This window comes from Kribbella sp. NBC_01510 (assembly GCF_045040325.1).
Taxonomy (GTDB): Bacteria; Actinomycetota; Actinomycetes; order Propionibacteriales; family Kribbellaceae; genus Kribbella.
Genome location: NZ_CP109418.1, coordinates 4,946,516 through 4,970,546, shown reverse-complemented (window position 1 = coordinate 4,970,546; position 24,031 = coordinate 4,946,516). Strand labels below are relative to the sequence as shown.

Sequence of the window (24,031 nt, the reverse complement as noted above, 5' to 3'; positions counted from 1 at the left end):
CTTTCGCGCTGAGCCGTTGATATCTGCCGTACTCCGGCGCCGCCCGGCGAGGCACGCCTGTGACTACCGGCCTCGAGGCGGGCTGCCCCTACATGCCGGGCTCGCCGCGCGGCTGCCAGCGCCATGAGGGCAATGGCCAGGCCCATCCGTGCATCCCCGAGTCCATACAGGAAGTCCTCCAAGGAGTTCCGGAGGCGGTGTCGGATCCGGCCGAAGGTGTTCGTAGAAGGGGTGAGCGGCCGCCCACGAGGGCGCCACAAATCGCAGGAGATGAAACCATGTTCGGGACACCGTTGACGCCAGACTTGATCAAGGCAGAGACGGCGTACCGGCTGGAGCGGACCAAGCGTGCGTTCCGGCCCGCGCGCCGCCGGGAGCGCCCGGAGCAGGCCGGCCCCGCCCGGCCCCAACCGCAACGGTCAGGAGTGGGTGGCGGCGCTAAAGGGTGGCCAGCACGCTTCTTGCCTCGTTGACACGGTCCAATTCGCGCTGCAGGAGAACGCGGCGATCACCGGCTGCCTCCCTCTGCTCGGTCACTGCCCGCGCGGCCAGGACAGCCAGTTCCAGCGTCATCCAGTCGGCGCACGCGTCGAGGACCGCCTGGCCGTCTCGCCGCCATACGTCGGCTTCGGCCTCGAGTTCGGCCAGGTGGGACCGGCTGGTGGCCAGGCTGCTCCGGTATTCCGCCGACAGGATGGCGTAGACCCGTTCGGGGACCTCGCCGGCGTTGTGGGCGCAGTCGAGTCGATCCAGGTAGGTCTGGTGGGCGAGCGCGCGCTGCTGGGCAGTGGCGAGCCGGCGGCCGAGTTCCGGCAAGGTCACACCGGCCGCCACCCTCAGGCCGACGATCCTGACCTCGGTGGGCGGGATCTCGCCGAGGCAGGCACGGATCTCGGCGACCTCGAGCTCGAGCAGGACCTCGAGCAACGCGACCTCCTGTGCGAGCCGCTCGGTCTGGCTGGGCAGCCGCTTGACGCTGTCGCGGATGTCGACGAAGGGCTGCAGCACCCACTCGCGCAGATCACTCGACTTCTCGACTGTCCGGCTCTGCACGTCCTTGATCCGCTTCTGCAGGGAACCGGACAAACTGGACGACCTGTCCGAACGGTCGGCGTCAGGTAGTCCTTGCTCGCCAGTGAGGTTCATCTTCAGGATCGTGTCCACGAGCCGGCCCAGCTGCGCCACACGGCCCAGGACCTGCTTCCAGGCCTGCGTCCGCCAGCGGGTCTCCCGAAGGATCGTCTGGTCCTCGCGGGCTTCGTCCGGATCCAGCTGGCTCGCCGCTGCGGTGTGGTACCGCTGCGAAAGCGCGGCCACGGTTTCCAGCTGGGACAGGTAGGCGTCGAACTGCGCTGACGAGCTGGCGACGAGATCGGTCCAGGTCGTGAGCGAGACCCCGGTTTGCTGTTTGACGTACTGACTGGTGATGCCCTGGGCGGCGCGCATCGCGCCGACGATGGGCAAGCCGATGATGCCGAATCCACCCCATTGCTGGGTCGTTCCGCCGCTCTGGGTGACCACTTGGAGTGCGCTGCCCAAGGCGTCCAGGGTCTGGGAGATGCTCCGGCACTCCGCGCCGACCGAGGCGACCGTGCGATCCAGCGCGGTGAAGGTCGTGCGAACGTCCTGGAGCGTTGGTGCGGTGAGGGCCTCGATGCGCTCTATGCCCTCGGCGAGCGCGTGGTCGTCGATCATTGTCGTTCTCCCTGCGGGGGCTACCACGTGTAACTGCCCATCTATCGGAGCAACACAGGACGCCCGCTGATACACAACCGCCCGCAAGGATCCAGGGGTCTGGGGGCTCAGGAATCGAGCTGGTCGAGATCGTCGGGAGTGAGGTCGGGTCGCAAGCGGACGAGTGGCGGACCTGGCCGCCTACGTGGCGGCGATCGGCCCGAGCCCGCCACCGATCAAAAGCTCCCGGGTGGCTGGCTGAGCAGGGTGTTCAGACCCGTCGGTTGCGCATGCGAACGTTCGGACATCGTGCTTTGGTGATGCAACCGGATCCTTCCGCCAGGACTCGTGCAGGAAAAGGGTCCGATCTGGGGAGTGGTGATGGCTGACGGCGACACGGTGCGCGAGCTGTACGAGGGGTGTTACCGGCGGCTGGTCGGGCAACTGTTCGCGATCTGCGGCAACCTGGGCGAGGCCGAGGATGCCGTTCAGGAGGCGTTCGTCCGGGCGGTCGAGAAACCCCGACGGTTCGCCCAGCTCGACAACCCGGAGGCGTGGCTGCGCGCAGTCGCGCTGAACGCCGTACGCCGGCGCTACCGCCGCGCGACCCGATTCCACGGGTTGCTCTCCCGCGCAGGTGTCCCCGAGACCACGACGACCGGGCTGTCCGCGGACCGGGTCGCTCTGGTCGGGGCCTTGCGGCAGCTCCCCTACGAACAGCGCGAGGCGATTGTGCTGCACCACATCGTCGATCTGCCGGTACGTGAGATCGCCGTACAGCTGGGTGTTCCGGAGGGGACGATCAAGGCTCGCCTCTCCCGGGGCAGGGCCGGCCTGGCCCCGCTGGTCCACGAGTTCGCCGACGACGCCGAGGAGGTCAACCATGTCTGAGCTGAAAGAACTGTCCTGGGAGGTCCAGAAGACCGTCCAGCCGTTGCCCTTCGAGGCTCTGGAGCGCCGTGGCGTTCGCCGCCGGCACCGTCGGCAGGCGCTGACCGGCGCGGGAGTCGTTGCGACGGTGACGATCGCAGTACTGGCTGCCGTTCTGCCGCTCGGGAACGCGACCGGTACCGAGAAGCCGCCGACCGCCGGCACCCCGGCGTCGGCTCCGGTCGACCAGGCGGCCGAGAAGCTGATCCACGACAAGAAGTCGGGCGCTGTCGGCATCGCGTTCGCCACGCCGACCCGGTGGGCCTCGGTCTGGATGTCACCTCAGCCGGGATACACCTGGAACTACGCCGCGGTGCTGAGCCGTGACGGCGTGCGGACCACCGCGCCGGTGCGCAAGAACCAGTACGACGTGCTGCGGGTCGGTGACGAGGTGCTGGCACTGTCGATGCCGACGAGCATGAAGGGCAGCGATCCGACCTGGGCCCAGGCGGTGATGGTCGGCCTGACGGATCAGGGCCGGATCGAGAAGAAGCTGCGCTGGGCTCCGCCGACCACCGAGTTCGGCGACGGCGACGTGCTGCTGGCGTCCGGCACCCTACGGGCGCTGAATCCGGAGACCGGCACTCTGCGGGAGGTGAAGATCCCCGGGATCGACAACGCCTACCAGCCCCAACGCGACACCACCGGACGGTGGTGGCTGGTCGGCGCCAAGAACAGCGGCGTCGGCAACATCTACTGGACCGATGACCGCGGCAAGACCTGGGACCATTCCGTCATCAGCCCGGGCCGGATGGGCGGCCGGCTGGGAGTCAGCCCCGACGGCAAGACGATCGTGGCGATCCCAGGCAGCAAGCCCGGCACGACAGGTGACCTGGTGCCGCTGCAGTTGTCCACCGACCGGGGCGAACACTGGACGACAGTGGCCACCCGGAACCCGACGTACCTGTCGTCTCCCGTTGCTTTCGACAACGGGACGGGGCTCGCGCTCTATCAGGGCAAGAAGCGCGAACTCCTCCGACCCGGTGCCGGTGCGGCGTTCACACCGCCGGCCGACCTGGGCGGGCTGACAAGTATCGGCGGGTTCGTCTACGGGATGCAGTACAACGGCAACCACGCCATCACCAGCACCGATCACGGCAAGACCTGGAAGTACTTCGAGCCTCGCTAGTGCCACGGCCACCCTTCTGGGTCGGCAACGCATCACCAGTTGCGCTGCGTCGCGCCGCACGGGCCGCCGATGGGTGGTTCCCTTCGCTGATTCCGGCCGCCGAGGTGGCGGCCGGTGCGGCCCGCCTGGCGGACCTGGCCGACACCCCACGAGTGATCGCCGTGGGCGCGACGGGTGCCCTCGGCAACGAGGTCGCCTCGCAGCGGCAGATCGAGGAATCCATTCGTGCGAACTACGGCTACCCAGCGACCGGCGTACCGATCACTGGCGGTCCGCGCCAGGCCGCCGAGCGCCTGGCAGAGTTCCACCAGGCCGGCGCCGATCATCTTGTGATGGGCTTCAGCGACAGCGACTGGAGAACCCAATGCGACCTGCTCGCCGACGCGGCAACACTCCTCTGAACCAGACGAGACCACATTGTGGCTCAGCTCAGCTCAGCTCCGGGAGTTCCGGGCCGGCTACAACCGGCGATATCCAACGCGGTGGGCCAACAGCCGCCTGTCGACGCCGTCATACCCCACCTGACTGAACTCTTCAGTGCGCCGGTCGTTTGGTTACGCCGTACACTGTGGTTACGATGTAACCATCCGACTGAGAGAGAGTCATGAACATGAGCACCACCCACCGCCGATTCGCAACAGTGGCCCACGCTTTCGCTGACCTGATGAACGGCCATGACCCGGATGCGGTCGACGGCTTCGTCGCGGCTGACTACATCAACCACAACGCGTTCGTCGACGATGGACGCGAAGCGAACCGGGCGTTCTGGACGCTGTGGTTCGCGGCATTCCCGGACACGGAGGTCAGCCTCGACGATGTCCTGGTCGACGGGGACCGCGTTGCCGGTCGATTCACCTACCACGCCACGTTCCAGGGGTCCTTCATGGGCATACCCCCGACGGGACGCCGTGTGGTGATGCACTCCATCGACATCTGGCGCGTCGTCGACGGCATGGCCGTGGAGCACTGGGACCAGCTGGACGGACAGGCATTCTTCGCCCAACTCAGCGGTACCGCCGACAAGGCCGGCGTCCAGTGACGGTCGACGCGTCAGGTGATCCCACGCCGACACCGGCGCGACAGCGCCGGGAGCGGGAACGCGCCGCAGCCCGTGAGTCGATCCTGTCCGCCGCCCGCGAGCTGGCACGGCGCGAGGGCTGGGACGCGGTCACCATGCGACGCCTGGCCGAGGAGATCGAGTACTCGGCGAACTTCGCCTACCGCTACTTCACCGGCCGCGACGACATCCTGCTCGCTCTGGTCCGCGACGGATTCGTTCGTCTGCGCGACGCGATGGACGCCGCGGGCCGGCTGCCGACCTCCGCGTCCACCGACCGCGCATCCGACCCGGAGGCGTCCGCCGTTCGGCGGGCCGGACATGCCTACCTCGACTTCGCCCTGACCGAACCCGACTTGTACCAGCTCATGTACGGCCTGGGCGGCGTACGGGTGCCCGTCACCGACACGTGGACCGACGGACAGGCCGTCGGTGATGTCCTGACCGGACTGCTCACCGACGCCGGAGACCCGCAGCCCGAGCGGCACGTCCTGCAGCTGTGGGCAACAGCCCACGGGCTGATCGCGCTGCGGGTCGTCGGCCGCGTCGACGTCGACCCCGATGCACTACACGCCCTGCTGGACGACGCGCTGACCGACTGCCTCACCCGTGCCCTCCCCGCACCAACGCCGCGTCGGCGCGCCGCACGATCGACCAGAAAGAACCAGCCGTGAGCACCCTAGCCACCGCCGCCGCGCTCGTCGCCATCGCGACCACCGGCATCATCTACGGCACGGACATCTTCGCCGCGCTCGTCCTGCGCCCCGCTGCCGTCGGTGCCGCCGACGCCTCCGTGGCCGACCTGCTCGGCCGGGTCCACGAGTACGGCGACCGCCGTCTGCCGGCCCCCGGCGCGATCGCACTCATCGCCACCGCGCTCGTCACCGCAACCAGCCACAACGCCGCACGCATAGGCAGCGCGATCGCACTGGCCGCGCTGCTGGCCTGGCTCGCGATCTACAGCCGCATCAGCGCGCCGATCAACAAGCAGCTCCGCGCGGCCGCGGCCAACCACACCGTTCCACCCGACACCCGGGCCCTGCAACAACGCTGGGACAGCGTCATCTGGACCCGGGCCGCCCTCCAATCCCTCGCCCTGGCCGGATTGCTCACGGCCGTCCTCACTCGATAGCCGTACATCACACTGCGCAGCTTCGGCGGCCGTGGACGATCGCGGGTCGGCTTCGTTGTCCGCGAGCGGCACGCAAAACATGTGGCCTGCACGCGCGGCGACATGCCCGGCAGGTATCCGGGCTGGTGGGTGTACACGGTTCGTCGCGATGCTCGTCGCAGGCATGCCCCGGCTCGGACCGGCACAGGCGATTCTGCCGCTGGCAGAAGTCTGAGGTCGGCGCCCCGGTCATTCCGTTAGATTCGGTGATAACAAATCACTCAATCGTGTTAGGAATGATGCATCCATGACGTCGCTGTCGAGGAAGTTCAGTGCGGTCGCGACCGCGCTGATGACATGTGTCGCAATGTTCGCTGTCGCGCCCACAGCGTCTGCTGCGCCTGCTGCGTCGTCATCGGCGACGGCGACCACCTACTGCAAGGGCGCCGGGACGTGGGACCACGTCTGGACCACCACAGACTCCGCAAACGGGGGCACGGTGTGCATCGAGGAATACCGCGACATTGTCTATCTGTGCGACACGGCAGCCGATGGACTGGCACCCAGGATGAACGTCGCCACCCAGAGCTCGTCCGGTCAATACAACACCCGCTACACCCTGACCGCCTCGGGCGGGAACGGAACATGCGTCCATGCCCAGGAGTCGGATGGCGGCTCCCACGACCTCCCATACGATGCCTGGATCTATATCGACATCTGGCTGGGCCCGCTCCCGGGGTCTTACCACTACGGGAAAGAGTTCTACATCAACGGCTGACCCGCACACCGACGACCGTGATCCTGGCGCGGTGATTCGTTTCGCGCCGGCCGGTGACTACGTCGAGGTCTGCGATCTCGAGCAACGTGGCTGGGGTGCGCAGGTCATCGTCGCGCCAGGGTGTTGTCGGTTACTCGATGCGGGCGAACGGGAGCGGCAACTCGGTCACGACCACCGCCTCGGACGCGCATAACCTGTACGAGGAGACCCAGGGAGGGCAATGGCGGAGCGCGAGGTGCAGGCGGTCGTCTTCGACCTTGACGGTGTTCTGGTGGACTCCGAACAGCAGTGGGACGAGGTTCGGCGCGGGGTCGCCGTCGAAGCCGGCCGGGCTTGGCCGGACGGCGCGACCCGTGCATTGCAGGGTATGAGCACGCCAGAGTGGGCGGCCTACCTCACCGACGTGATCGGAGTACCTGGCCGGCCGCAAGACGTGGCGGCCCAAGTCATCGACCGCATGGCGAGCCGATACCGGTCACGGCTGCCGCTGCTGCCAGGCGCCGTACAGGTCGTGCAGCGACTGGCGCTCCACTGGCCGTTAGGACTGGCGTCGTCGTCACCGCGGCAGCTGATCGACGCGGTCCTCGAGTCTGCGAACTTGGCCAGCAAGTTCCGTGTCACCGTGTCCACCGAGGAGGTCCGGGCCGGCAAGCCGTCGCCTGCGGTCTACGAGGAGGTGGTACGGCGGTTGGGCGTGGACGCACAGCAGGCGGTCGCAATCGAGGACTCGAGCAACGGACTGCGGTCGGCTGCCCAGGCGGGGTTGCGCGTCATCGCAGTTCCCACCAAGGCCTTTCCGCCCGACAAGGATGCCCTCAGCCTCGCATCCGTGGTCGTGCACGCACTTGACGACATCACCCCGCCACTGGTGACGTCGCTGTCCGATCGAAGCTAGCTGCCCACCAATGCGACGTCGCCCAGTCCCGCGGCCTCGTCCGCGCGCAGGAGAGGCGCGGTACTGCCGGCCGAATATCGGCACCGGTAGTCCGCGCGCCCGCTGCGCGACAAGGGCATGCCGTAGTTCACTGGAGTGACACAGAATCTGGGTTCATTCATCGTTCACGTCGCGTTCCCGGGAGCCGAGGGTGACGGCTGAGTTCGTGGTCGACGAGGCGGTCGCGCCGTCGTGCGTCGACGTGCTGACCGACGCGTTGCCGGTGCGCGTCGACGTCCACTACACCGAGCGCAGAGTCTGGTTCGACACACATGACTGGCGGCTGTTCCGGGCAGGGCTGCTGCTCGAGCAGCACGCGCGGAACCGCGAGTCGTGGCTGGTGCTGAGCGACCTCGAAGGGCAGCGGATCTCCCGACAGCCGACCGGCCGTACAGCGGTCACCGCGCACTCCCTTCCGGACGGTTCGACGCGAGACCGCGTCCTCGAACTGATCGGTGTGCGCGCGCTGCTGCCGCGCGTCGTCGCGAGCGGTCCTGTTCAGGTGCTCTCGGTGCTCGGCCCCGAGGAGAAGACCGTCGCCCGGATCGTCGTCGAAGGTCCGACAACGGTCCGGGACGGCGCCCCCGTCGGCGTGCGGGCCACGGTCGAGTCTCTCCGCGGCTACGACAAGGACGCGGCAAAGGTGTGCCGGACGCTGGACGCCATCCCCGGGTTCGGGCCGGCCAAGGAGCCGCTCTTCGAGTCGGTCCTCCGGGCCGCCGGTCTCCATCCGCGCAGCTTCCGGTCGAAGCCCGACCTGGAGTTCACCTCGCGGATCCCGGCCACCCAGGCGTTCGCCGGCACGCTCACGCAACTACGAGAGATCGTCCTCGACAACGTCGAGGGCACGCTTCGCCAACTGGACACCGAGTTCCTCCACAATCTGCGTGTCACGGTGCGCCGTGCCCGAGCCGTGCTGAAGTTCGCGCACGGAACGATCGACGAGGACATCCGGGCGAGGTACGTCGTGGAGCTCAAGTGGCTCGCCGACCAGACCTCGTTGAGCCGTGATCTCGACGTGTACCTGCTCGGCTTCGACGAGCTGATCAACCACGTGTCCGCATCGAGCGAGCTCGAACCGTTCCGCGAGCAGCTCACGCGGCACTGCACGAGGGCGCACGCCGTACTCAACCGCGCACTGCGGTCCGAACGATTCGCCGCGCTGCTCGATGGATGGCGACGTGAGCTGACGGTCCCGGGGTCTGTCGAGCGCCCGGTGATCGAGGTCGCCGACGAGCTGCTGAGCCGCGCCTGGAAGCGCGTCGCCAAGCGCGGCGACGCCATCACCGACGCCTCTCCGGCCGAAGCCGTGCACGACCTCCGCAAGCGCTGCAAGGAGCTGCGCTACCTGCTCGAGTTCTTCGGCAGCTTGTACGGCGCCGACGTCCGAAGCGAGGCCGTGAGTGAGCTCAAGCTCCTGCAGGACATCCTCGGCGAGTTCCAGGACGCGGAGGCCCAACGCATCAGCGTCCACCAGTACGCCGTCGAACTCGCCGAGGCCGGGACGCCCCCGGCGACGCTGATGGCGATGGGTCGCCTCGAGCACCACCTGCGCCTTCGTCAGGACGCCGCGCGTGCCGAGGTGGCGGACAGCTGGCATCGGTTCAACCGGAAACACAACCAGCGTCTCTACGCAAGGATGGTGACCAGCCGATGAGGATCGTCGCGTCGTACAGCATCAAGGGCGGTGTCGGGAAGACGACCGCGGCGGCGAACGTGGCCTGGCTGGCGGCCGAGAGCGGACACCGGGTCCTGTTGTGGGACCTGGATCCGCAGGGCGGTGCGACGTACCTGTTCCGGATCCGGCCCAAGGTCAAGGGCGGCGGCGAGGCGCTCGTCTCCGGCAAGCGTGACCTCCGCGACGCCGTCAAAGCGAGTGACTTCGACAACCTCGACCTGCTGCCGTCCGACTTCTCCTACCGCAACCTCGACCTGCTGCTGGACGCGCAGAAGAAGCCGACCCGCCGCCTCGGCCGGCTCCTCGACAGCATGGCCGACGAGTACGACGCCGTCGTACTGGACTGTGCGCCGAGCGTGTCGCTCGTGTCCGAGGGCATCGTGCGCGCCGCGGACCTGGTCCTCGCTCCGCTGGTGCCCGCTCCCCTGTCGGTGCGCACGCTCGACCAGTTGCGGTCGTTCATCGCCGAGGCCAAGGGGCCTGCGCCCGACCTGCTCGCGTTCCTGTCCATGGTCGACCGCCGTCGCCGGCTGCACCGCGACCTGTCCGAGCAACTCCCGAAGGAACACCAGGACGTTGCGAGCACCGTGATTCCGATGGCCTCGGTCGTCGAGCAGATGGGCGTACGCCGCGCCCCGGTGGTGGCCTGGGCCCGCACCTCCCCGGCGTCGGTCGCCTACCGCAGCCTGTGGGACGAAGCCCGGCTCCATGCGAAGTTATGAGCCCCTTTGAAGTCGAGCACGCTCTCCCTCGGTGAATCCCAGCTTCGCCGCGAGGCGCATCGAGCCAACGTTGGGTGGGCGGGCCTTCTCACGCCGGCGCCTCGTCGAAGGCTGGCCGAGCGCCGTCCGGACCCCAACGACCGGCGCGCGTCGCTCGTCGTACTCACCGAGGCCGGGCTCGTGATCCGGCCGATGTCCCGCAAAGCCGGAGGCAGTGTCGAGCGCACCTGGGCCGACCAGCTCGGCGAGGACCGACTGGAGGTTCTCCGGGCGGCGCTGATCGAACTGGTCGGGTACGACGCAGAGATCTAACTGAGTAAGCCAGCACCTCGGGCTCCGACTACTCCGCTCCGGGTGGGCTATCCATGGTGCGGCGAGCGGCGCCGGGTGGCGGCAGCGGGCTCCGGTGCAGGGCTTCGTCGCCGACGAGACGCGCAGTGGCGGTACCAGCCGTATGCGAGCAGGGCGCAGATGGCGCCGTTGATCATCCCCGCGCTGACGTCTGTGACGTGATGCATCCCGCGGTAGAGCCGCGAGAACCCGACGAGCAATGGCATCGCGAGGCAGAGAATCACCGTCGTCCATCGCAGCCACGCGCGTTCGATGCGCAGCGCGAGCAGCGCGAAGGCGAAGTACAGGCCGGTCGACGCACCTTCGTGCCCACTGGGGTAACTCGCGGTCGGTGGTGACGCGTCGAGCTTCTCCACCTGCGGACGATCGCGATCCACGACTTTGGCCGCGATCAGGAAGTTCAGTCCCTGCATGGCGATCGCGACCGGTGCGACGAGCGCCAGGGGCAGGTCCCGGGTCCGCCACAGCAACAGGGACGACACCACGATGCAGACCGCGATCACCCCCGCGGTGTTGCCGATCTGCGACCACACCGCGGTGATCGTGTTCCAGGTTCCGGTCCGGTCGGCGGCAAGATCCTTGTTGACCGCCTCCTCGGCGTGGGAGATCCCGTCGAGTGGTCCCTTCAGTGCGAGCCCGAAGCCGATGATGATGCCACCGAGGGCTACGCCGGGTGCGACGGTCCTGGTGAGGAGGTCGACGCCGTCTTGCCGATGAATCCGATCCATGAAGCGAACATAATGCCCAGACCGAGTACGTGCCCGGCGAAAATGTCGGACGGGAAATGCGCGCCGATGAAGAGCCGGTCCAGACCGACGATCACAGGCACCACGATCGCGAGCGCGACGGCGATGCGGCGCTGGGTGGCGGACAGCAGCGGCCAGAGCAGGAAGACCAGGACGCCGGCCGCCAAGGTGATGTTCAGGGCGTGGCCGGAGGGGAACGAGTAGCCCTGCGCATGCGGCACCGAATCGCTGACGACCGGCCGGGCGCGTTGGGCGATGGGCTTGGCTATGCCGCCGATTCCCCAGCCGACCATCATCGTGACGAAGGCCCACAACGCCCGCCCCTTGAGCTTCTTGGACCTCCAGGTCCAGACCACCACCACGGTCGCCACGAGGTAGACGAAGATCGGCTGGCTGACGGCCTGGATCACGGTCAGCGCCGGTATCAGCCCATGTCGAACGCTGAACCCGGTGGCCGCCCGGATGGCCGCCTCGTCGGCTTTGATCAGCGGATCGAACTGCTGTCGCACCGCCAGCCCGAGGAGCACCACAGGCAGCGCGAACACCAGCATCGCCAAGACACCACGGAGCAACCGCCAACTCCGCGTCCGGACGACCGCAATCGCACCTGCCCGCCGCGTCGTCATAACCAACCTGTACCCACCAAGTTCGCACTCTGACTGCAAGTCGACTCGCGCAGGTCCCAGGGTTCGGGGCCACTCAGTCGAGACAGAACTCGTTGCCCTCGATGTCCTGCATGTTCTGGCACGACTCGTTGACGCCATCGGCAAGCAGCAGTTGCCCGCGTACTGCGCCGAGCGCGACCAGTCGTACGCATTCGGCCTCGAGAACGGCCAGGCGCTCGTCACCCACGAGCCCGGTGCCCACCCGCACGTCCAGATGCACCCGGTTCTTGACGACCTTGCCTTCGGGAACGCGCTGGAAGAACAGTCGCGGGCCCACACCGGTGGGATCAATGCATGCGAATGCGGAACCCTGCCGCTCCAGCGGCTGCGCGCGATCGAAATCGTCCCACGTCGCAAACCCCTCGGGTGGCGGCGGTACGACGTACCCCAGCACCTCGCACCAGAAACGAGCGACCCGCTCAGGTTCTGCACAGTCGAACGTGACTTGGAACTGCTTGACCGACACCATCGGTCCACCATAGAGGCGGGGGTCTTTCGTCGTCTCCACGGGACCGGGGATATTTCGTCGCGCCGGCTGCCGGTGGCTCGTAGCATGCGGCGGGCGGTTCGGCGCGAGACGGCGACGATGAATGGACATCAAGCTGACGGAGTGGCAGGACGGCTGGGACGGCGACCCGTCCGCGTGGGACAAGCGCGTCTTCCGTCCCCCCGGCGGGCACTCGGCCGGGCAACGTGCACGTCCTTATCACCGGCCGCCCGAACGAGCGGTACGCGCTGCTCTTCGGAGTCCCCCAACGCGGACCGAGGCTGCCGCGAGGCGTGGGCGCGCTTCAAGCACCGGCTGTCGCTGGCGGTGAACGACTTCAACTCGTACGGCCAGATCAAGGACCCGGCGAGCGACGTACTGATGGCAGCCGCCGAGCGGTGGGCCGCCGAAACCGGTTGGCATCCTCCGCACGCCGGCTAGCGCCGTTCAGCTCGCCTTCACATCCGTTGGTCGCAGGTTCGAGCGCTGCCGGGCGCCTTTGTCAGGCGGCTGGGGTGGCGTGGGCCGGGTCGCTCGGGTGGGTGGTGAGGGGGACCAGGTCGGTCTGCAGCCACTCAGCCAGTGGGAGGGTGTCGAGGACCTTCTGGAGCTCCTCGGCGTCGTCGGACTGCCAGAGGCCGAGGGCTTGTCCGGATGGAAGACGCCAGAGGCGAACGAGATTGCCCTCGGCAGCGAGTCTGCGCGTACTGCTCGCCTCGGCCTCCAGCCTGGCCTGGGAGTCCGCGCCCTCCGGGATCGTCAGGGTGAAGGCTGTGAAGTACTCGGTCCAGTCCAGGTGGAGCGGAGTCGGGGACGCCGGGTCGTTCGAGTGCGGTGTGAGCGGTGTGACCTCGTCGTGGCGCCAGATCCGCAATGGCATGGACGCCAGCACTTCCTCCAACTGGACCTCGTCCGCCGCCTCGAAGAGGCCGAGAGTGCGCCACTCGCCAGGCTGGAGCGGTGGACGCCACAGACGGAGCAGGTGACCAGCGGCGATCAGCTCGCCGGACCGGACGGACTCACGGGCGCGGACCTCGTCGACCTCTGCTTCCGAGACTCCGGCGGGGACCTGCGTGGTCATCGTGACCAGGTACTGCATGTCGGCCTCCTGAGCGTTCGCCGCGACGGATCGATTCTCCACCTCTCAGCAAATTCCTAGGCAGTTCTCAGCCGTTCTGCGACTCGTTCGCGGAACGGTGTGCGTCTCACGTGCGTTGACGAACGAAAGTACCGACGAGAGGACGCTGATGCTGGGGATCGCTCACAGGGTGCAGGAGCTGCAGTACCCCGCGCAGGCTTTGGTGGTGCTGGCCGGGATCCCGGGAGCTGGCAAGACCACTCTGCTCCGGCGCCTCTACCCGGTGGGCGGTGAGTACGACGGCGTGCGCGTCGTCGACTCCGAGCGGCTCCGGGCCCGCTGGATGCCGGTGCTCGGTGTCCTCCCCTATGCGTGGTGGAGGCCACTGCTCCATCTCACGTACTACGTGCTCGTCCTGACGGCGATGGGTCGACACAAGGGCCCCATGGTGGTGCACGACTGCGCCACGCGGCCGTGGGTTCGGCAGGTGATCGGATGGCGGGCCAAACGGGCCGGACTGCCTGTGCACCTCGTGCTGCTCGACGTACCGGGTGACGTGGCGCGCGACGGCCAGTGGACCCGTGGCCGGGTGGTACGCGCAGGGAGTATGGCCACCCACTGCCGCCGGTGGCCCGACCTGCTCGAGCAGGCGACGGCGAACCCCGGCCGGGTCGTCCCTGGTGCCGCGTCCGCCACGATCCTCACCCGGGGCCAGGCCAACCAGTTGACGAGGATCGCCTTCGACGACTGACCAGCGGTTGCTCGTAACTCTGCCCGGGCAAATACTCCTGAGTGTCAGCTGGTGGCGGCACGTCACCGGCCTGACGGTTCGAGGGACCCCGCCCAAAGGTCCCGTTCACTCCTCAGGAGGAACCTGTGAGGAACGAACGCACGTCCGTCCGCCGCCGCCTGGCCCGGACCGCCCAGCTCCTGACCGCCGTCGGCGTGGTCGCCGCGTCGCTGTACGCCGTACCGGCCGCCGATGCGAAGCAGCCCTCTCCGGCAGCCAGGCTCGCCGCCGCGAGTGCCGCAGTGGAGCGATCAGCTGTGAAAGGCATTGCCTGGTACACCGACTCGGCGTCCGGCAAAGTCGTAGTCACCGCGGATAGCACAGTCTCCGCATCCGACGTCGCTGCGCTGAAGCACGATGCCGTTCAGGTCAACCGCACGAGGGGCGTCTTCACGCCACTACTCGCGGCGGGTGATGCGATCTACGGCGGTCAGTACCGCTGCTCGCTCGGCTTCAACGTGTCGAAGGGCGGTACCTACTACTTCCTCACCGCCGGCCACTGCGGGAAGGTGGCGAACACCTGGTACACCAACTCGAACCACTCCACGCTGATCGGCCCGACGATCAACTACAGCTTCCCCGGCAACGACTATGCGCTGGTGCGGTACGACAACGCGTCGCTGAGCCACCCGGGCGGCTACACCGCGGCCAACGCGGTCGTCGGTGAGACCGTCACTCGCAAGGGCTCGACTACTGGAACCCACAGCGGCAAGGTCACCGCGCTCAACGTCACCGTCCGGTACTCCGGCGGCGGCAGGGTCGGCGGACTGATACAGACGACCGTCTGCGCGGAGCCCGGCGATTCCGGCGGCCCGCTGTACGACGGCACGAAGGCGCTCGGCCTCACGTCCGGCGGCAGCGGCGACTGCAGCAGCGGAGGTACGACGTTCTTCCAGCCCGTGACCGAAGCAGCGAGCGCGTACGGCGTGACCGTCTACTGATCCGGCCGATGATCCGGCCGTGCCCACTGAGGCGCGGCCGGGTCAGTCGCTCTCCGCGTCCGCCTTCGTCTTGTGCACAGTGCCGTGCGGGTGCTCGGGCGGAGCGTAGATCGTGAACAGCTTGAGCTCGCCGTCACCTGTGTTCACGACGTTGTGCCAGACGTCGGCCGGGACGACCACGCCGGAGCCGCGCTCGAGATCACGCGTCTCGGTGATCTTGTCCTTGGCGGGACCCATCGCGACCCGGGCGTGTCCCTGCTCGACGCGGACGAACTGCTCGACCCGGTCGTGACTCTCGATGCCGATCTCCTCGCCAGGTCGAAGGCTAATCACCACCAGTTGCATGTCCTTCCCCGTGTACAGCACCTCGCGGAAGTAGGTGTTGCCCTCCGCCGTCCCGCCGACGTCGCCGACCCATCCGGTCATGATCCGCCCCCTTCGTTGTCCTCCGATCGTGCGCCGCGGCGAGCGGCTCGGGCAGGGACTTTCGGCCCGTTCTCCCAGTGCGAACCGAAACTGTCCGTCGCGGGTGATTGAGTCGGGGGACGAGATGGGGAGGAGTGCGGATGAAGGTTCGGGTTGGGCGTGAGGTGCTGGCCGAGGCGGTCGGGTGGGTGGCCAAGGGGCTGCCGAGCCGGCCGAGTGTGCCGATTCTGGCCGGGATGGTCGTCGAGGCGGCGGACGGTCAGGTGACGTTGTCCGGGTTCGACTACGAGAGCTCCGGGCAGGTCACTGTGCCGGCGGAGGTGGCCGACGAGGGGCGAGTGCTGGTGTCTGGCCGGCTGCTGTCGGACATCTGCCGGAGCATGCCCAGGGACACGGTGGATCTGAGCGGGGAAGCGGCCCAGGTCGAGGTCAGCAGCGGGACCTCCCGCTTCGTGCTGCACACCTTGCCGCTGGACGAGTATCCGGCGCTGCCTGAGCTGCCCGCGGCGAGCGGCGTGGTCGATGGGGACGTGTTCGCCCGGGCCGTGGCGCAGGTGGTCAGTGCGGCCGGCCGGGATGACACGCTGCCGGTGTTCACCGGGATCCGGCTGGAGATCCGCGGGGCGACCATCTCCCTGCTCGCGACCGACCGCTATCGCCTCGCCGTACGGACGTTCCCGTGGGAGCCGGTCGATCCGGACCGCGAGGCCAACGCGCTGGTCCCGGCGAAGCTGCTCTCCGACGTGGCCAAGGGGATGGCCGGTCACGACCTCACGCTCGCGCTCGGTTCGACCCGCACAGGGGACGGGTTGATCGGGTTCGCGGGCGGCGGCCGGCGGGCGACGAGCCGGCTGATCGACGGCGACTTCCCGAAGGTCCGCAGTCTGATCCCCGCGGAGGGTGCGATCGCCAGCACGGTGACCGTGGACACGGCGGCGCTCCTCGAAGCAGTCAAACGGGTCGCACTGGTGGCTGAACGGACAGCGCCGGTGCGGATCACGTTCGCGGATGGCATGGCGGCACTGGACGCGGGCAGCGGCGAGGAGGCGCAGGCCTCGGAGTCGGTCGAGGCGACGCTCACCGGTGAGCCGGTGGTGGCCGGATTCAACGCGGGCTACCTGCTCGACGGGCTCGCGTCGCTCGGCGCGCCGATCGCGCACTTTGCCTTCACCCAGCCGACCAAACCGGCGAACCTCACCGGCCTCCGCTCCCCCGACGAGACTCCGTCCGCGGACTCGGCGTACATCCTGATGCCCATGCGACTACCAAGCTGACGTCAAACTGCCCCGGGCTCCGACCAAGATCACGTAGGCAGGAAGTAGTCCGTCAGAGCCCTCGCGATCGTTTCCGGCGAGAGTGTGTGGAAGGTTCCGTCGTACCCCTCCGCCTTGCCGTGCGGCAGCGCGGCCGCGGTCTGCTTGGCGGACTCCTGCATCCACGCCGGGCTGGCGTTGCTGTACAGCGCCAGCGTCGGCACGTCGATCGACGCCAGCAGCTCGAGCGGTACGGCGCTGTCCCGCAACTGCAGGGCGTCGTACACGAGCGTGTGCGCGATGGCCTCCATCCCGGCCCACATCGGCGTCTCCCGGATCTGGTCGACCACCTGCTTCGGCTGTCCGACCGCCTCGACCATGAACAGCTCGGCCGCGCCACCGGGGTTCCCTGCCGCGACGAACTCCTGCAACCGCTCGACGTACCGCTCCGGCGGCTCCGGTGCTCCTTCGACCCGGAACGGCGGCTCCATCACCGCCAGCTTCTCGAACGGCAGTCCGGCCTGGAACAGCACCATCGACCCGGACGAGTACGCGGAGGCGAACCGGGCCCCGGTCGCCGAGCGCACCGCATCGAGGTCCTCCCACTCACGCTCGACCGCGTACGGCAGCGTGTCGCCGGAGTCGCCGCGACCACGCCGGTCGTAGTTCACCACGGTGAACGCCGACGCCAGCGCCTCGGCATCGGCCGCGTACCGCGAGCGCTCGGTGAAACCGCCGGCCACGAGCACGAGGCCCGGCCCGCTCCCATAGGTGTCGTACGCGATCTCGGTGCCGTCCTTCGAGGTGACCTTCTCCATCACCACACACCCTTCTCTCGGGATTCCTGCCTATCCGTCGAACGGGATTCACGGGAAACAGACATCCTGTGATCCACATCACACGACACTACCGACACGGTCGAGCACAATCGGCACCCCGTCCGGCTCACCACAGCTGGATTAGGTATACAGCCGACTGCACACCGCCGCGGCAGCCTGGCCGGCAGCACACCTGGCACTCGGTAGACTGTCTACCAAGTGCCGTGCTGTTCTCCAGTTGTGTCGGGAAGGACCTCATGACCACCACCAGCCCGGGCCCAGGGGCGGGGCCGGAACCGGCCGGTGTGCGGCACGTCAAGCGGCCGACGCCGTTGCGCGAGTCCGTGTACGAGGCCCTGACCGAGATGATCATCGACGGTACGCTCGAGCGCGGCCGGCACCTGGTCGAGGTCGAGCTGGCCGGCATGCTGGGCGTCTCCCGGCAGCCGGTGCGCGAGGCCCTGCAGCGGCTCAGCAACGAGGGCTGGGTGGATCTGCGGCCGGGCTTCGGCGCGATGGTGCACGTGCCCGCCGAGGACGAGGTCGACCAGCTGCTCGCGGCCCGCGCGGCGCTGGAGTCGGAGTCGGCGCGGCTCGCGGCCCGGCACGCGACCAAGGACGACGTGGCGAAGCTCCGTGAGCTCTGCAAGGTCGGCACGGCGTACCAGGAGGCCGGCGACATCGACGCCACAGTGCGGACGAACGGCGAACTGCACAGCCTGATCACGCAGATGTCCGGCAACCGTTTCCTGGTCGACTTCGCGGCCCAGGTGGATCGCCGCGTCCGCTGGTACTACACGCCGGTCGCACCCGTCCGCGGCGCCGCCTCCTGGCGCGAACACAACCGCCTGGTGAAGGCGATCAGCGAGGGCGACGAGGACAAGTCGGCCCAGATCATGCGCGAGCACACCGAACACACCCGCAAGGCCTACCACGACCTCCAGACGGCGTCCGAGCCGATCGAAACACCCGACGAGGCCGCTCCCCGCAAACGCCGCCGTACGGCGAACTGACCCATCCGACGCCGTACCTCACGCCACCTTCACGACAACCGTTGAATCGGGAACGGCCGCAGGACGCCGAATCACCCGTCTGGGAGGATGCCGCTCGCCCGGACGGCGGATGAGGATGACCTGTGACCGCAGGTTGATCTCCCGGGCATCGAAGGAGGCCGGCATGACACTGACGCCGACGGGTTCGCAGGCGCCGGCCGCGGACGTGCTGGTGATCTTCGGGATCACCGGTGATCTGGCCAAGGTGATGACGTTCCGCTCGCTGTACCAACTGGAGGCGCGCGGTCTGCTCGACTGCCCGATCGTCGGAGTGGCGGCCGACGACTGGACCCTCGACCAACTGGTCGACCGGGCCAGGACGTCGATCGAGGGCACCGGCGTCATCGTCGACAAGGCCATCTTCGACCGCTTCGCGGACCGGCTGTCGTACGTCGGTGGCGACTTCACCGACGCGTCCGTCTACGAGCGGGTCGGCCAGGCGATCAAGGGCGCCAAGACACCGGTCTTCTATCTCGAGATCCCGCCCTTCCTGTTCGGCCGGGTGGTGCAGGGACTGTCCGAGGCCGGGCTGACAACGGGGGCCCGGGTGGTGGTCGAGAAGCCGTTCGGCCACGACCAGCAGTCGGCTCACGACCTGGCCGACCAACTGCACCAGTACATCGATGAATCGCAGCTGTACCGGATCGACCACTACCTCGGGAAGATGGGGCTGGAGGAGATCCTGTACCTGCGGTTCGCGAACGCCGTGCTCGAGCCGCTGTGGAGCCGCAACTACCTGGACTGTGTCCAGATCACCATGGCGGAGAGCTTCGGTGTCGAGGATCGCGGCCACTTCTACGACCCCGTCGGGGCGGTGCGCGATGTGGTCGTCAATCACCTGATGCAGGTGGTCGCAGCGGCCGCGATGGAACCACCGTCGCGCGGCGATCCGATCACACTGAAGGACTCGCAGGTCGCCTTGTTCCGCGCGATCGAGGAGGCCGATCCGGCCAACTACGTCCGCGGCCAGTACGACGGCTACCTCGCCATCGACGGGGTCGCGAAGGGTTCCACCACTGAGACGTACGCCGCGCTGCGGCTCGACATCGAGAACTGGCGCTGGGCCGGTGTGCCGTTCTTCATCCGCACCGGGAAACGGCTGCCGGTGACCCAGACCGAGCTCCGGCTGGTCTTCAAACGGCCGCCGCGGCTGGGCTTCGGACCCCGCGGGCACATCGCCGAGCCGAACCAGCTGGTGATCAAGCTCGACCCGACGACCGGGGTCCGGATCCGGGTGGACGCGCACCGTGCGGACACGAGCCGGATCGCGCCGATCGAGCTGGACATGGAGTTCGCGCAGGAGGGCGGCGAGGGCCCCACGCCGTACGAGGTGCTGCTGCATGCGGCGATGACCGGGCAGAGTACCCGGTTCACGCGCCAGGACGCCGTCGAGGAGCAGTGGCGGGTGATGCAACCGTTGGCCGACGCACCGACGCCGATCCACACCTATCAGCCCGGGACCTGGGGGCCGGCCGCGGCCGACGAAGTACCGGCCGGGTTTGGCGGTTGGCGGAAGCCCTGGATTCCGAGCTGACGCCGGGGTCCGAGCGGGACCCCTGGCGCGTTCAGCCTGCTGGCGTATTGTCGGCCGTGTGCAGGGGCCGGACACTGGTTCGGGTGCAGCCTCCGTTCCCGTTGCACCACCGACAGTGACCTCCGGGTTTGACGGCGTGGGGTCAGGAGTCCGTGGTGGGCGTGAGCGCCTGGTCGCGCGGACCGCAGTTATCAGTCGCTTGATGGAATCGCACGAGCCGGTGGTCGCCGTGGTGGCGCCACCCGGCTACGGCAAGACGACCGTGCTGGCCCAATGGATCGAGCGGTTCGGGTCGCGGGTGGCCCGGGTGTCGTGCGAACGCTCCGACAACGACCCGGTCACCTTGTGGACGGGCATCCTCGACGCCCTCGACCAGATCGAGCCGGTCGGCGGGGACGCGCGCGCTGTACTCGCTGCATCCGGTGGCGGCGTGGACGTCGTACCCCGGCTGGTCGAGTCGATCAGCGCGTTGCGCTCGCCCGTGCTGGTCGTGCTCGACCACGTCGAGGAGATCACCAGCCCCGACTGCTCGACGTCGATCGCCGAGTTCGCGTTCCGGGTACCGGCCGGCTGGCGGCTCGCCGTCGCGTCGCGGGATGCCGTGCCGCTCCCCCTGTCCCGGTTGCGGGTCGACCGCCGGATCGTCGAGATCGGCGTCGACAACCTCGCGATGGACAACGCCGAAGCGGCCGCGCTACTGCGCCTGGCCGACGCCGAGGTGTCCCCCGCCGAGGTCGACGAACTGGTACGGCGTACCGAGGGCTGGCCGGCTGGTCTGTACCTGGCCGCCCTGGCGATCCAGTCCGGCTCGCCGGCGGCCGGCTTCAGCTTCAGCGGCGACGACCGCCTGGTCGACGACTACCTTCGGTCCGAGCTGCTGGCCCGGCTCTCTCCCGCCCAGGCGGACTTCCTCGTCCGTACGTCGATTCTCGACCGGATGAGCGGGCCGCTGTGCGACGCCGTCGTGGGTGGGAAGCAGTCGGCCCGGATGCTCGAGGATCTCGAACGCCATAACCTGCTGGTCGTCCCCCTCGACCGACGCGGCGAGTGGTACCGGTATCACCATCTACTGCGCGAGTTCCTGCAGGCCGAGCTCCGGCGCGGCGATCCCGACCTCGGCAGCGAGCTCCATACCCGCGCCGCCGACTGGTACGAGGCGAACGGGATGGCCGAAGCCGCCATCGATCACGCCGACGCGGCCGGTGACGCCGAACGGGTCGCGCGGCTCGTCCTCGAGCTGATGCAACCGGTCTGGGCAAGCGGCCGGGTCGACACCGTGCGCGGCTGGATGGAACTCCTCGACGGCCGCCCACGGGCACCGCACCACGCCGCGATCGCAGCGCACGGCGCGTTGATCTTCGCCCTGCTCGGCCGGCCGCACGAGGCTGAGCGCTGGGCCGGTGTCGCCGAGAGTCTCCCCGTCGGCGGCACGTTGCCGGACGGCACCACCGTCGCGGCGACCCTGGCGTACCTGCGGGCCAACCTGTGCCGGCAGGGACCCGCGGCGATGCGTGCGGACAGCGTCCTCGCCCTCGACGGACTCAGTCCGGCCAGCCCGTTCCGCGCGACGATGCTGCAGTCGGAGGCGATGTCCTGGTTGCTCGAGGGAGACCTCGAGCGCGCCGACGCCGGGTTCAACCACGCGTACGACGTGGCGACCGGCTTCGGCATCACCCCACTGGCGGCCCTGGTCCTGGCCGAGCAATCCCTGATCGCGGCCGAACGGGGCGAGCGAGCCGCCGCCGACGCGATGATCAAGCGTGCCGTCGAACTCGTCGACACCGGACACTTCGAGGCGTACTGGACCAGTGCCCTGGTCTACGCGGTCGCCGCGCACGCTGCCGCCCACCGCGGGGAGATGCGCGAGTCCCGCCAGTTCGTCCTCCGTGCCGCCGAGCTACGACCGCTGCTGACCTACGCCCTGCCGAGCGTGTCGGTCCAGACCCTGCTCGAACTCGCCCGGACATATATGGCCCTCGTCGACCCCTCCGGCGCGCGTGCCGTCCTCGAACAGGCCCACAACATCCTGCGCCGCCGGCCCGACCTCGGCACCCTGCCGGCGGCCGTCGGGCAACTGCACACCCGTGTCGACCAGATCACCGTGTCCGCGGCCGCCGGGATCTCCTCGCTGACGACGGCCGAACTGCGACTGGTCCGATTGCTGCCGACCCACCTGTCGTTCCCGCAGATCGCCGAGCGGCTGTACGTCTCCCGGCACACCGTCAAGTCGCAGGTGCAGTCGGTCTATCGCAAGCTCGGTGCCTCCTCTCGCGGACAGGCGGTCGAGATCATGGCCGGGATCGGCATGCCTCGCTGAGGTCTAGCCAAGGCGCTCCAGCAGGTGGTCACCGACCCGCAGCGCGTTCGCCATCGCGGTCAGCGCCGGGTTCACCGCGCCGATGCTCGGGAAGAAGCTGGTGTCGACGACGTAGAGGTTGTCGAGCTCGTGCGCCTTGCAGTCGCTGTCCAGCACCGAGGTCGCCGCGTCGTGCCCGAACCGGACAGTGCCGGCCTGGTGTGCGCACCCGGCGACCGGGATGTCGTTCTTCATGTAGATGCTGCGCGGGATCAGGTGGTGCGGGTGCATGCCCAGCTTGCTCAGGTTCTTCTTGACCCGCTTGTACAACTGCTCCATGGGCTCGCCGTTGTTCGGCGTGTGCGCCAGCACCACGTTGCCGTCGCGGTCGAGCGTCACCCGGTTCTCCGGATCCGGCAGGTCCTCGGCCGACAGCCAGAAGTCGACGGCATGCTCGGCGACGTCGCGCAGCGCGAACGTCGGCGCCAGCAGGGTCTCGACCGGCTTCTCACCGCGGTACATCGGTGCCGACGACTTGCCCACCATCTGCAGGTTGCCCATGGGGTAGTCGAAGTCGGCGTCGCCGAAGTAGTAGTCGTTCATCCCGAGCGTCTTCTGGAACCGGGTGTCGTTCTTCTCGGTCGAGATCGCCAGGAAGGCACGGCTGTTGTGGAAGATGAAGTTGCGCCCGACCTGGTCGGACCCGTTCGCTAGCCCGTGCGGATGCCGGTCATCGGCACTCGCGAGCAGGATCTTGGCCGAGTTCACCGCACCGGCCGACAGTACGACGATGTCGCCGGCGAACCGTTGCTCCTCGCCGTCCACCTCGGCGACGACCGCCGTCACGGTACGGCCGGTCGCGTCGGTCTCGAGGCGCCGTACGAGGGTATTCCGCAGCAGCGTCACGTTGTCGTGCTCGATTGCGGGCCGGACGGCGATGACGTCCGCGTCCGCCTTCGCGTGGACCAGGCACGGGAACCCGTCGCAGGTCGCGCACCGGATGCACGCGCTGAACGCGGGCCGGCTCTCGTCGAGCATCACCCCGCACGGTGCGTGGAAGGGGTGCAGCCCGACCGCGGCCATGTCGTCGAACAGCTTCTGGATCCGCGGCTCGTGCGAGACCGGTGGATACGGGTACGGCGCCGACGCGGGCGGGTCTGTCGGATCCTCGCCCCGGGCACCGTGGACCTGGTAGAGCTGTTCGGCCTGGGTGTAGTACGGCTCCATCACGTCGTACGCGATCGGCCAGGCCGGCGAGATTCCCCCGTGGTGCTTGAGCTCGGCGAAGTCGCGCTCGCGCAGCCGGTACAGCGCGGCGCCGTAGAACTTGGTCGCGCCACCGACGAAGTAGTGCACCTGCGGCTGGAACGGTTTGCCTTCGCGGTCGTACCACTGGTCCGGCGAGACGTAACGGTTGTCGACGAACACGGCCTCGGCGTCCCAGTTCTCGGCCTCGCGCGGGAGCCAGTCACCCCGCTCCAGCATCAGGATCCGCCGTCCCGACGGCGCGAGCCTGTGCAGGAGGGTGCCGCCACCCGCTCCCGATCCGACGATGACGACGTCGTACTGCTCGGCCATGCT

Annotated in this window: 25 protein-coding genes; 17 read left to right on the top strand and 8 right to left on the bottom strand. The window is 68.5% G+C overall.

Annotated features, from left to right (window positions below; genetic code table 11):
- Positions 1-438: 438 nt before the first annotated feature.
- A complete protein-coding gene (locus tag OG558_RS24970) occupies positions 439-1,695 on the bottom strand; it encodes a hypothetical protein (protein ID WP_405065191.1) in 1,257 nt (418 codons plus the stop codon).
- A gap of 360 nt (positions 1,696-2,055) precedes the next feature.
- On the opposite strand from OG558_RS24970, the gene OG558_RS24965 reads away from it, so the two are divergent.
- From OG558_RS24965 to OG558_RS24915, 11 genes are all read left to right on the top strand, one after another.
- Positions 2,056-2,565 (top strand): RNA polymerase sigma factor, encoded by a 510-nt coding sequence (locus tag OG558_RS24965; protein ID WP_405065190.1) that lies wholly within the window; start codon positions 2,056-2,058, stop codon positions 2,563-2,565.
- Positions 2,558-3,733: a WD40/YVTN/BNR-like repeat-containing protein gene (locus OG558_RS24960; protein WP_405065189.1), complete on the top strand. Its 1,176-nt coding sequence runs from the start codon at positions 2,558-2,560 to the stop codon at positions 3,731-3,733. Before OG558_RS24965 ends, OG558_RS24960 begins: the two co-directional genes overlap by 8 nt.
- Positions 3,733-4,134 (top strand): hypothetical protein, encoded by a 402-nt coding sequence (locus OG558_RS24955; RefSeq protein WP_405065188.1) that lies wholly within the window; start codon positions 3,733-3,735, stop codon positions 4,132-4,134. Before OG558_RS24960 ends, OG558_RS24955 begins: the two co-directional genes overlap by 1 nt.
- A 209-nt stretch (positions 4,135-4,343) precedes the next feature.
- A complete protein-coding gene (locus OG558_RS24950) occupies positions 4,344-4,772 on the top strand; it encodes an ester cyclase (protein WP_405065187.1) in 429 nt (142 codons plus the stop codon).
- On the top strand, positions 4,769-5,464 hold the full coding sequence (locus tag OG558_RS24945; RefSeq protein WP_329475038.1) for a TetR/AcrR family transcriptional regulator: 696 nt from the start codon (positions 4,769-4,771) through the stop codon (positions 5,462-5,464). The genes OG558_RS24950 and OG558_RS24945 overlap by 4 nt, the downstream gene beginning before the upstream one ends.
- A complete protein-coding gene (locus OG558_RS24940) occupies positions 5,461-5,922 on the top strand; it encodes a hypothetical protein (protein ID WP_405065186.1) in 462 nt (153 codons plus the stop codon). The genes OG558_RS24945 and OG558_RS24940 overlap by 4 nt, the downstream gene beginning before the upstream one ends.
- A 286-nt stretch (positions 5,923-6,208) precedes the next feature.
- Positions 6,209-6,679, top strand: coding sequence for a hypothetical protein (locus OG558_RS24935; protein WP_405065185.1), 471 nt, complete (start codon positions 6,209-6,211; stop codon positions 6,677-6,679).
- A gap of 220 nt (positions 6,680-6,899) precedes the next feature.
- Positions 6,900-7,574, top strand: a complete 675-nt coding sequence (locus OG558_RS24930) for an HAD family hydrolase (RefSeq protein WP_405065184.1) — start codon at positions 6,900-6,902, stop codon at positions 7,572-7,574.
- A 190-nt stretch (positions 7,575-7,764) separates the two neighbouring features.
- On the top strand, positions 7,765-9,270 hold the full coding sequence (locus tag OG558_RS24925; protein ID WP_405065183.1) for a CHAD domain-containing protein: 1,506 nt from the start codon (positions 7,765-7,767) through the stop codon (positions 9,268-9,270).
- Positions 9,267-10,013 (top strand): ParA family protein, encoded by a 747-nt coding sequence (locus tag OG558_RS24920; RefSeq protein WP_405065182.1) that lies wholly within the window; start codon positions 9,267-9,269, stop codon positions 10,011-10,013. Before OG558_RS24925 ends, OG558_RS24920 begins: the two co-directional genes overlap by 4 nt.
- A 6-nt stretch (positions 10,014-10,019) precedes the next feature.
- Positions 10,020-10,325: a hypothetical protein gene (locus tag OG558_RS24915; protein ID WP_405065181.1), complete on the top strand. Its 306-nt coding sequence runs from the start codon at positions 10,020-10,022 to the stop codon at positions 10,323-10,325.
- A gap of 47 nt (positions 10,326-10,372) precedes the next feature.
- On the opposite strand, the gene OG558_RS24910 is transcribed toward OG558_RS24915, so the two are convergent.
- From OG558_RS24910 to OG558_RS24895, 4 genes are all read right to left on the bottom strand, one after another.
- Positions 10,373-11,092 (bottom strand): phosphatase PAP2 family protein, encoded by a 720-nt coding sequence (locus tag OG558_RS24910; RefSeq protein WP_405065180.1) that lies wholly within the window; start codon positions 11,090-11,092, stop codon positions 10,373-10,375.
- Complete coding sequence (locus tag OG558_RS24905) at positions 11,029-11,736, bottom strand: phosphatase PAP2 family protein (protein ID WP_405065179.1); 708 nt, start codon at positions 11,734-11,736, stop codon at positions 11,029-11,031. The genes OG558_RS24910 and OG558_RS24905 overlap by 64 nt, the downstream gene beginning before the upstream one ends.
- A gap of 73 nt (positions 11,737-11,809) precedes the next feature.
- Entirely contained in the window at positions 11,810-12,373 is a 564-nt protein-coding gene (locus OG558_RS24900) for a VOC family protein (protein WP_405065178.1), read from the bottom strand.
- A gap of 391 nt (positions 12,374-12,764) precedes the next feature.
- The gene (locus OG558_RS24895) at positions 12,765-13,361 is read right to left on the bottom strand and encodes a muconolactone Delta-isomerase family protein (RefSeq protein WP_405065177.1); all 597 of its coding nucleotides are present in this window, start codon (positions 13,359-13,361) and stop codon (positions 12,765-12,767) included.
- A 148-nt stretch (positions 13,362-13,509) separates the two neighbouring features.
- Between OG558_RS24895 and OG558_RS24890 the strand changes: the two genes are divergently transcribed.
- Both OG558_RS24890 and OG558_RS24885 read left to right on the top strand, forming a co-directional pair.
- A complete protein-coding gene (locus OG558_RS24890) occupies positions 13,510-14,091 on the top strand; it encodes an AAA family ATPase (RefSeq protein ID WP_405065176.1) in 582 nt (193 codons plus the stop codon).
- A gap of 125 nt (positions 14,092-14,216) precedes the next feature.
- Positions 14,217-15,071 (top strand): S1 family peptidase, encoded by an 855-nt coding sequence (locus OG558_RS24885; RefSeq protein WP_405065175.1) that lies wholly within the window; start codon positions 14,217-14,219, stop codon positions 15,069-15,071.
- 42 nt (positions 15,072-15,113) lie between these two features.
- Here OG558_RS24885 and OG558_RS24880 read toward each other — a convergent pair whose 3' ends face one another.
- Entirely contained in the window at positions 15,114-15,497 is a 384-nt protein-coding gene (locus tag OG558_RS24880) for a cupin domain-containing protein (protein ID WP_405065174.1), read from the bottom strand.
- Positions 15,498-15,637: 140 nt separating this feature from the next.
- Between OG558_RS24880 and dnaN the strand changes: the two genes are divergently transcribed.
- Positions 15,638-16,771: a DNA polymerase III subunit beta gene (gene dnaN / locus OG558_RS24875; RefSeq protein WP_405065173.1), complete on the top strand. Its 1,134-nt coding sequence runs from the start codon at positions 15,638-15,640 to the stop codon at positions 16,769-16,771.
- A gap of 29 nt (positions 16,772-16,800) precedes the next feature.
- On the opposite strand, the gene OG558_RS24870 is transcribed toward dnaN, so the two are convergent.
- Complete coding sequence (locus OG558_RS24870; protein ID WP_405065172.1) at positions 16,801-17,568, bottom strand: alpha/beta fold hydrolase; 768 nt, start codon at positions 17,566-17,568, stop codon at positions 16,801-16,803.
- A 257-nt stretch (positions 17,569-17,825) separates the two neighbouring features.
- Here OG558_RS24870 and OG558_RS24865 point away from each other — a divergent pair, with 257 nt between their 5' ends.
- The 3 genes from OG558_RS24865 (at position 17,826) to OG558_RS24855 (ending at position 22,471) form a co-directional block, all read left to right on the top strand.
- Complete coding sequence (locus OG558_RS24865; RefSeq protein WP_405065171.1) at positions 17,826-18,581, top strand: GntR family transcriptional regulator; 756 nt, start codon at positions 17,826-17,828, stop codon at positions 18,579-18,581.
- Positions 18,582-18,744: 163 nt separating this feature from the next.
- Positions 18,745-20,154 carry a glucose-6-phosphate dehydrogenase gene (gene zwf, locus OG558_RS24860; protein ID WP_405065170.1) on the top strand — a complete coding sequence of 470 codons (1,410 nt, stop codon included), beginning with the start codon at positions 18,745-18,747 and terminating at the stop codon, positions 20,152-20,154.
- 202 nt (positions 20,155-20,356) lie between these two features.
- Positions 20,357-22,471, top strand: a complete 2,115-nt coding sequence (locus OG558_RS24855; protein ID WP_405065169.1) for an AAA family ATPase — start codon at positions 20,357-20,359, stop codon at positions 22,469-22,471.
- Between the two features lie 3 nt (positions 22,472-22,474).
- Here OG558_RS24855 and OG558_RS24850 read toward each other — a convergent pair whose 3' ends face one another.
- Positions 22,475-24,028, bottom strand: a complete 1,554-nt coding sequence (locus OG558_RS24850) for a GMC family oxidoreductase (RefSeq protein ID WP_329475020.1) — start codon at positions 24,026-24,028, stop codon at positions 22,475-22,477.
- Positions 24,029-24,031: the final 3 nt, after the last annotated feature.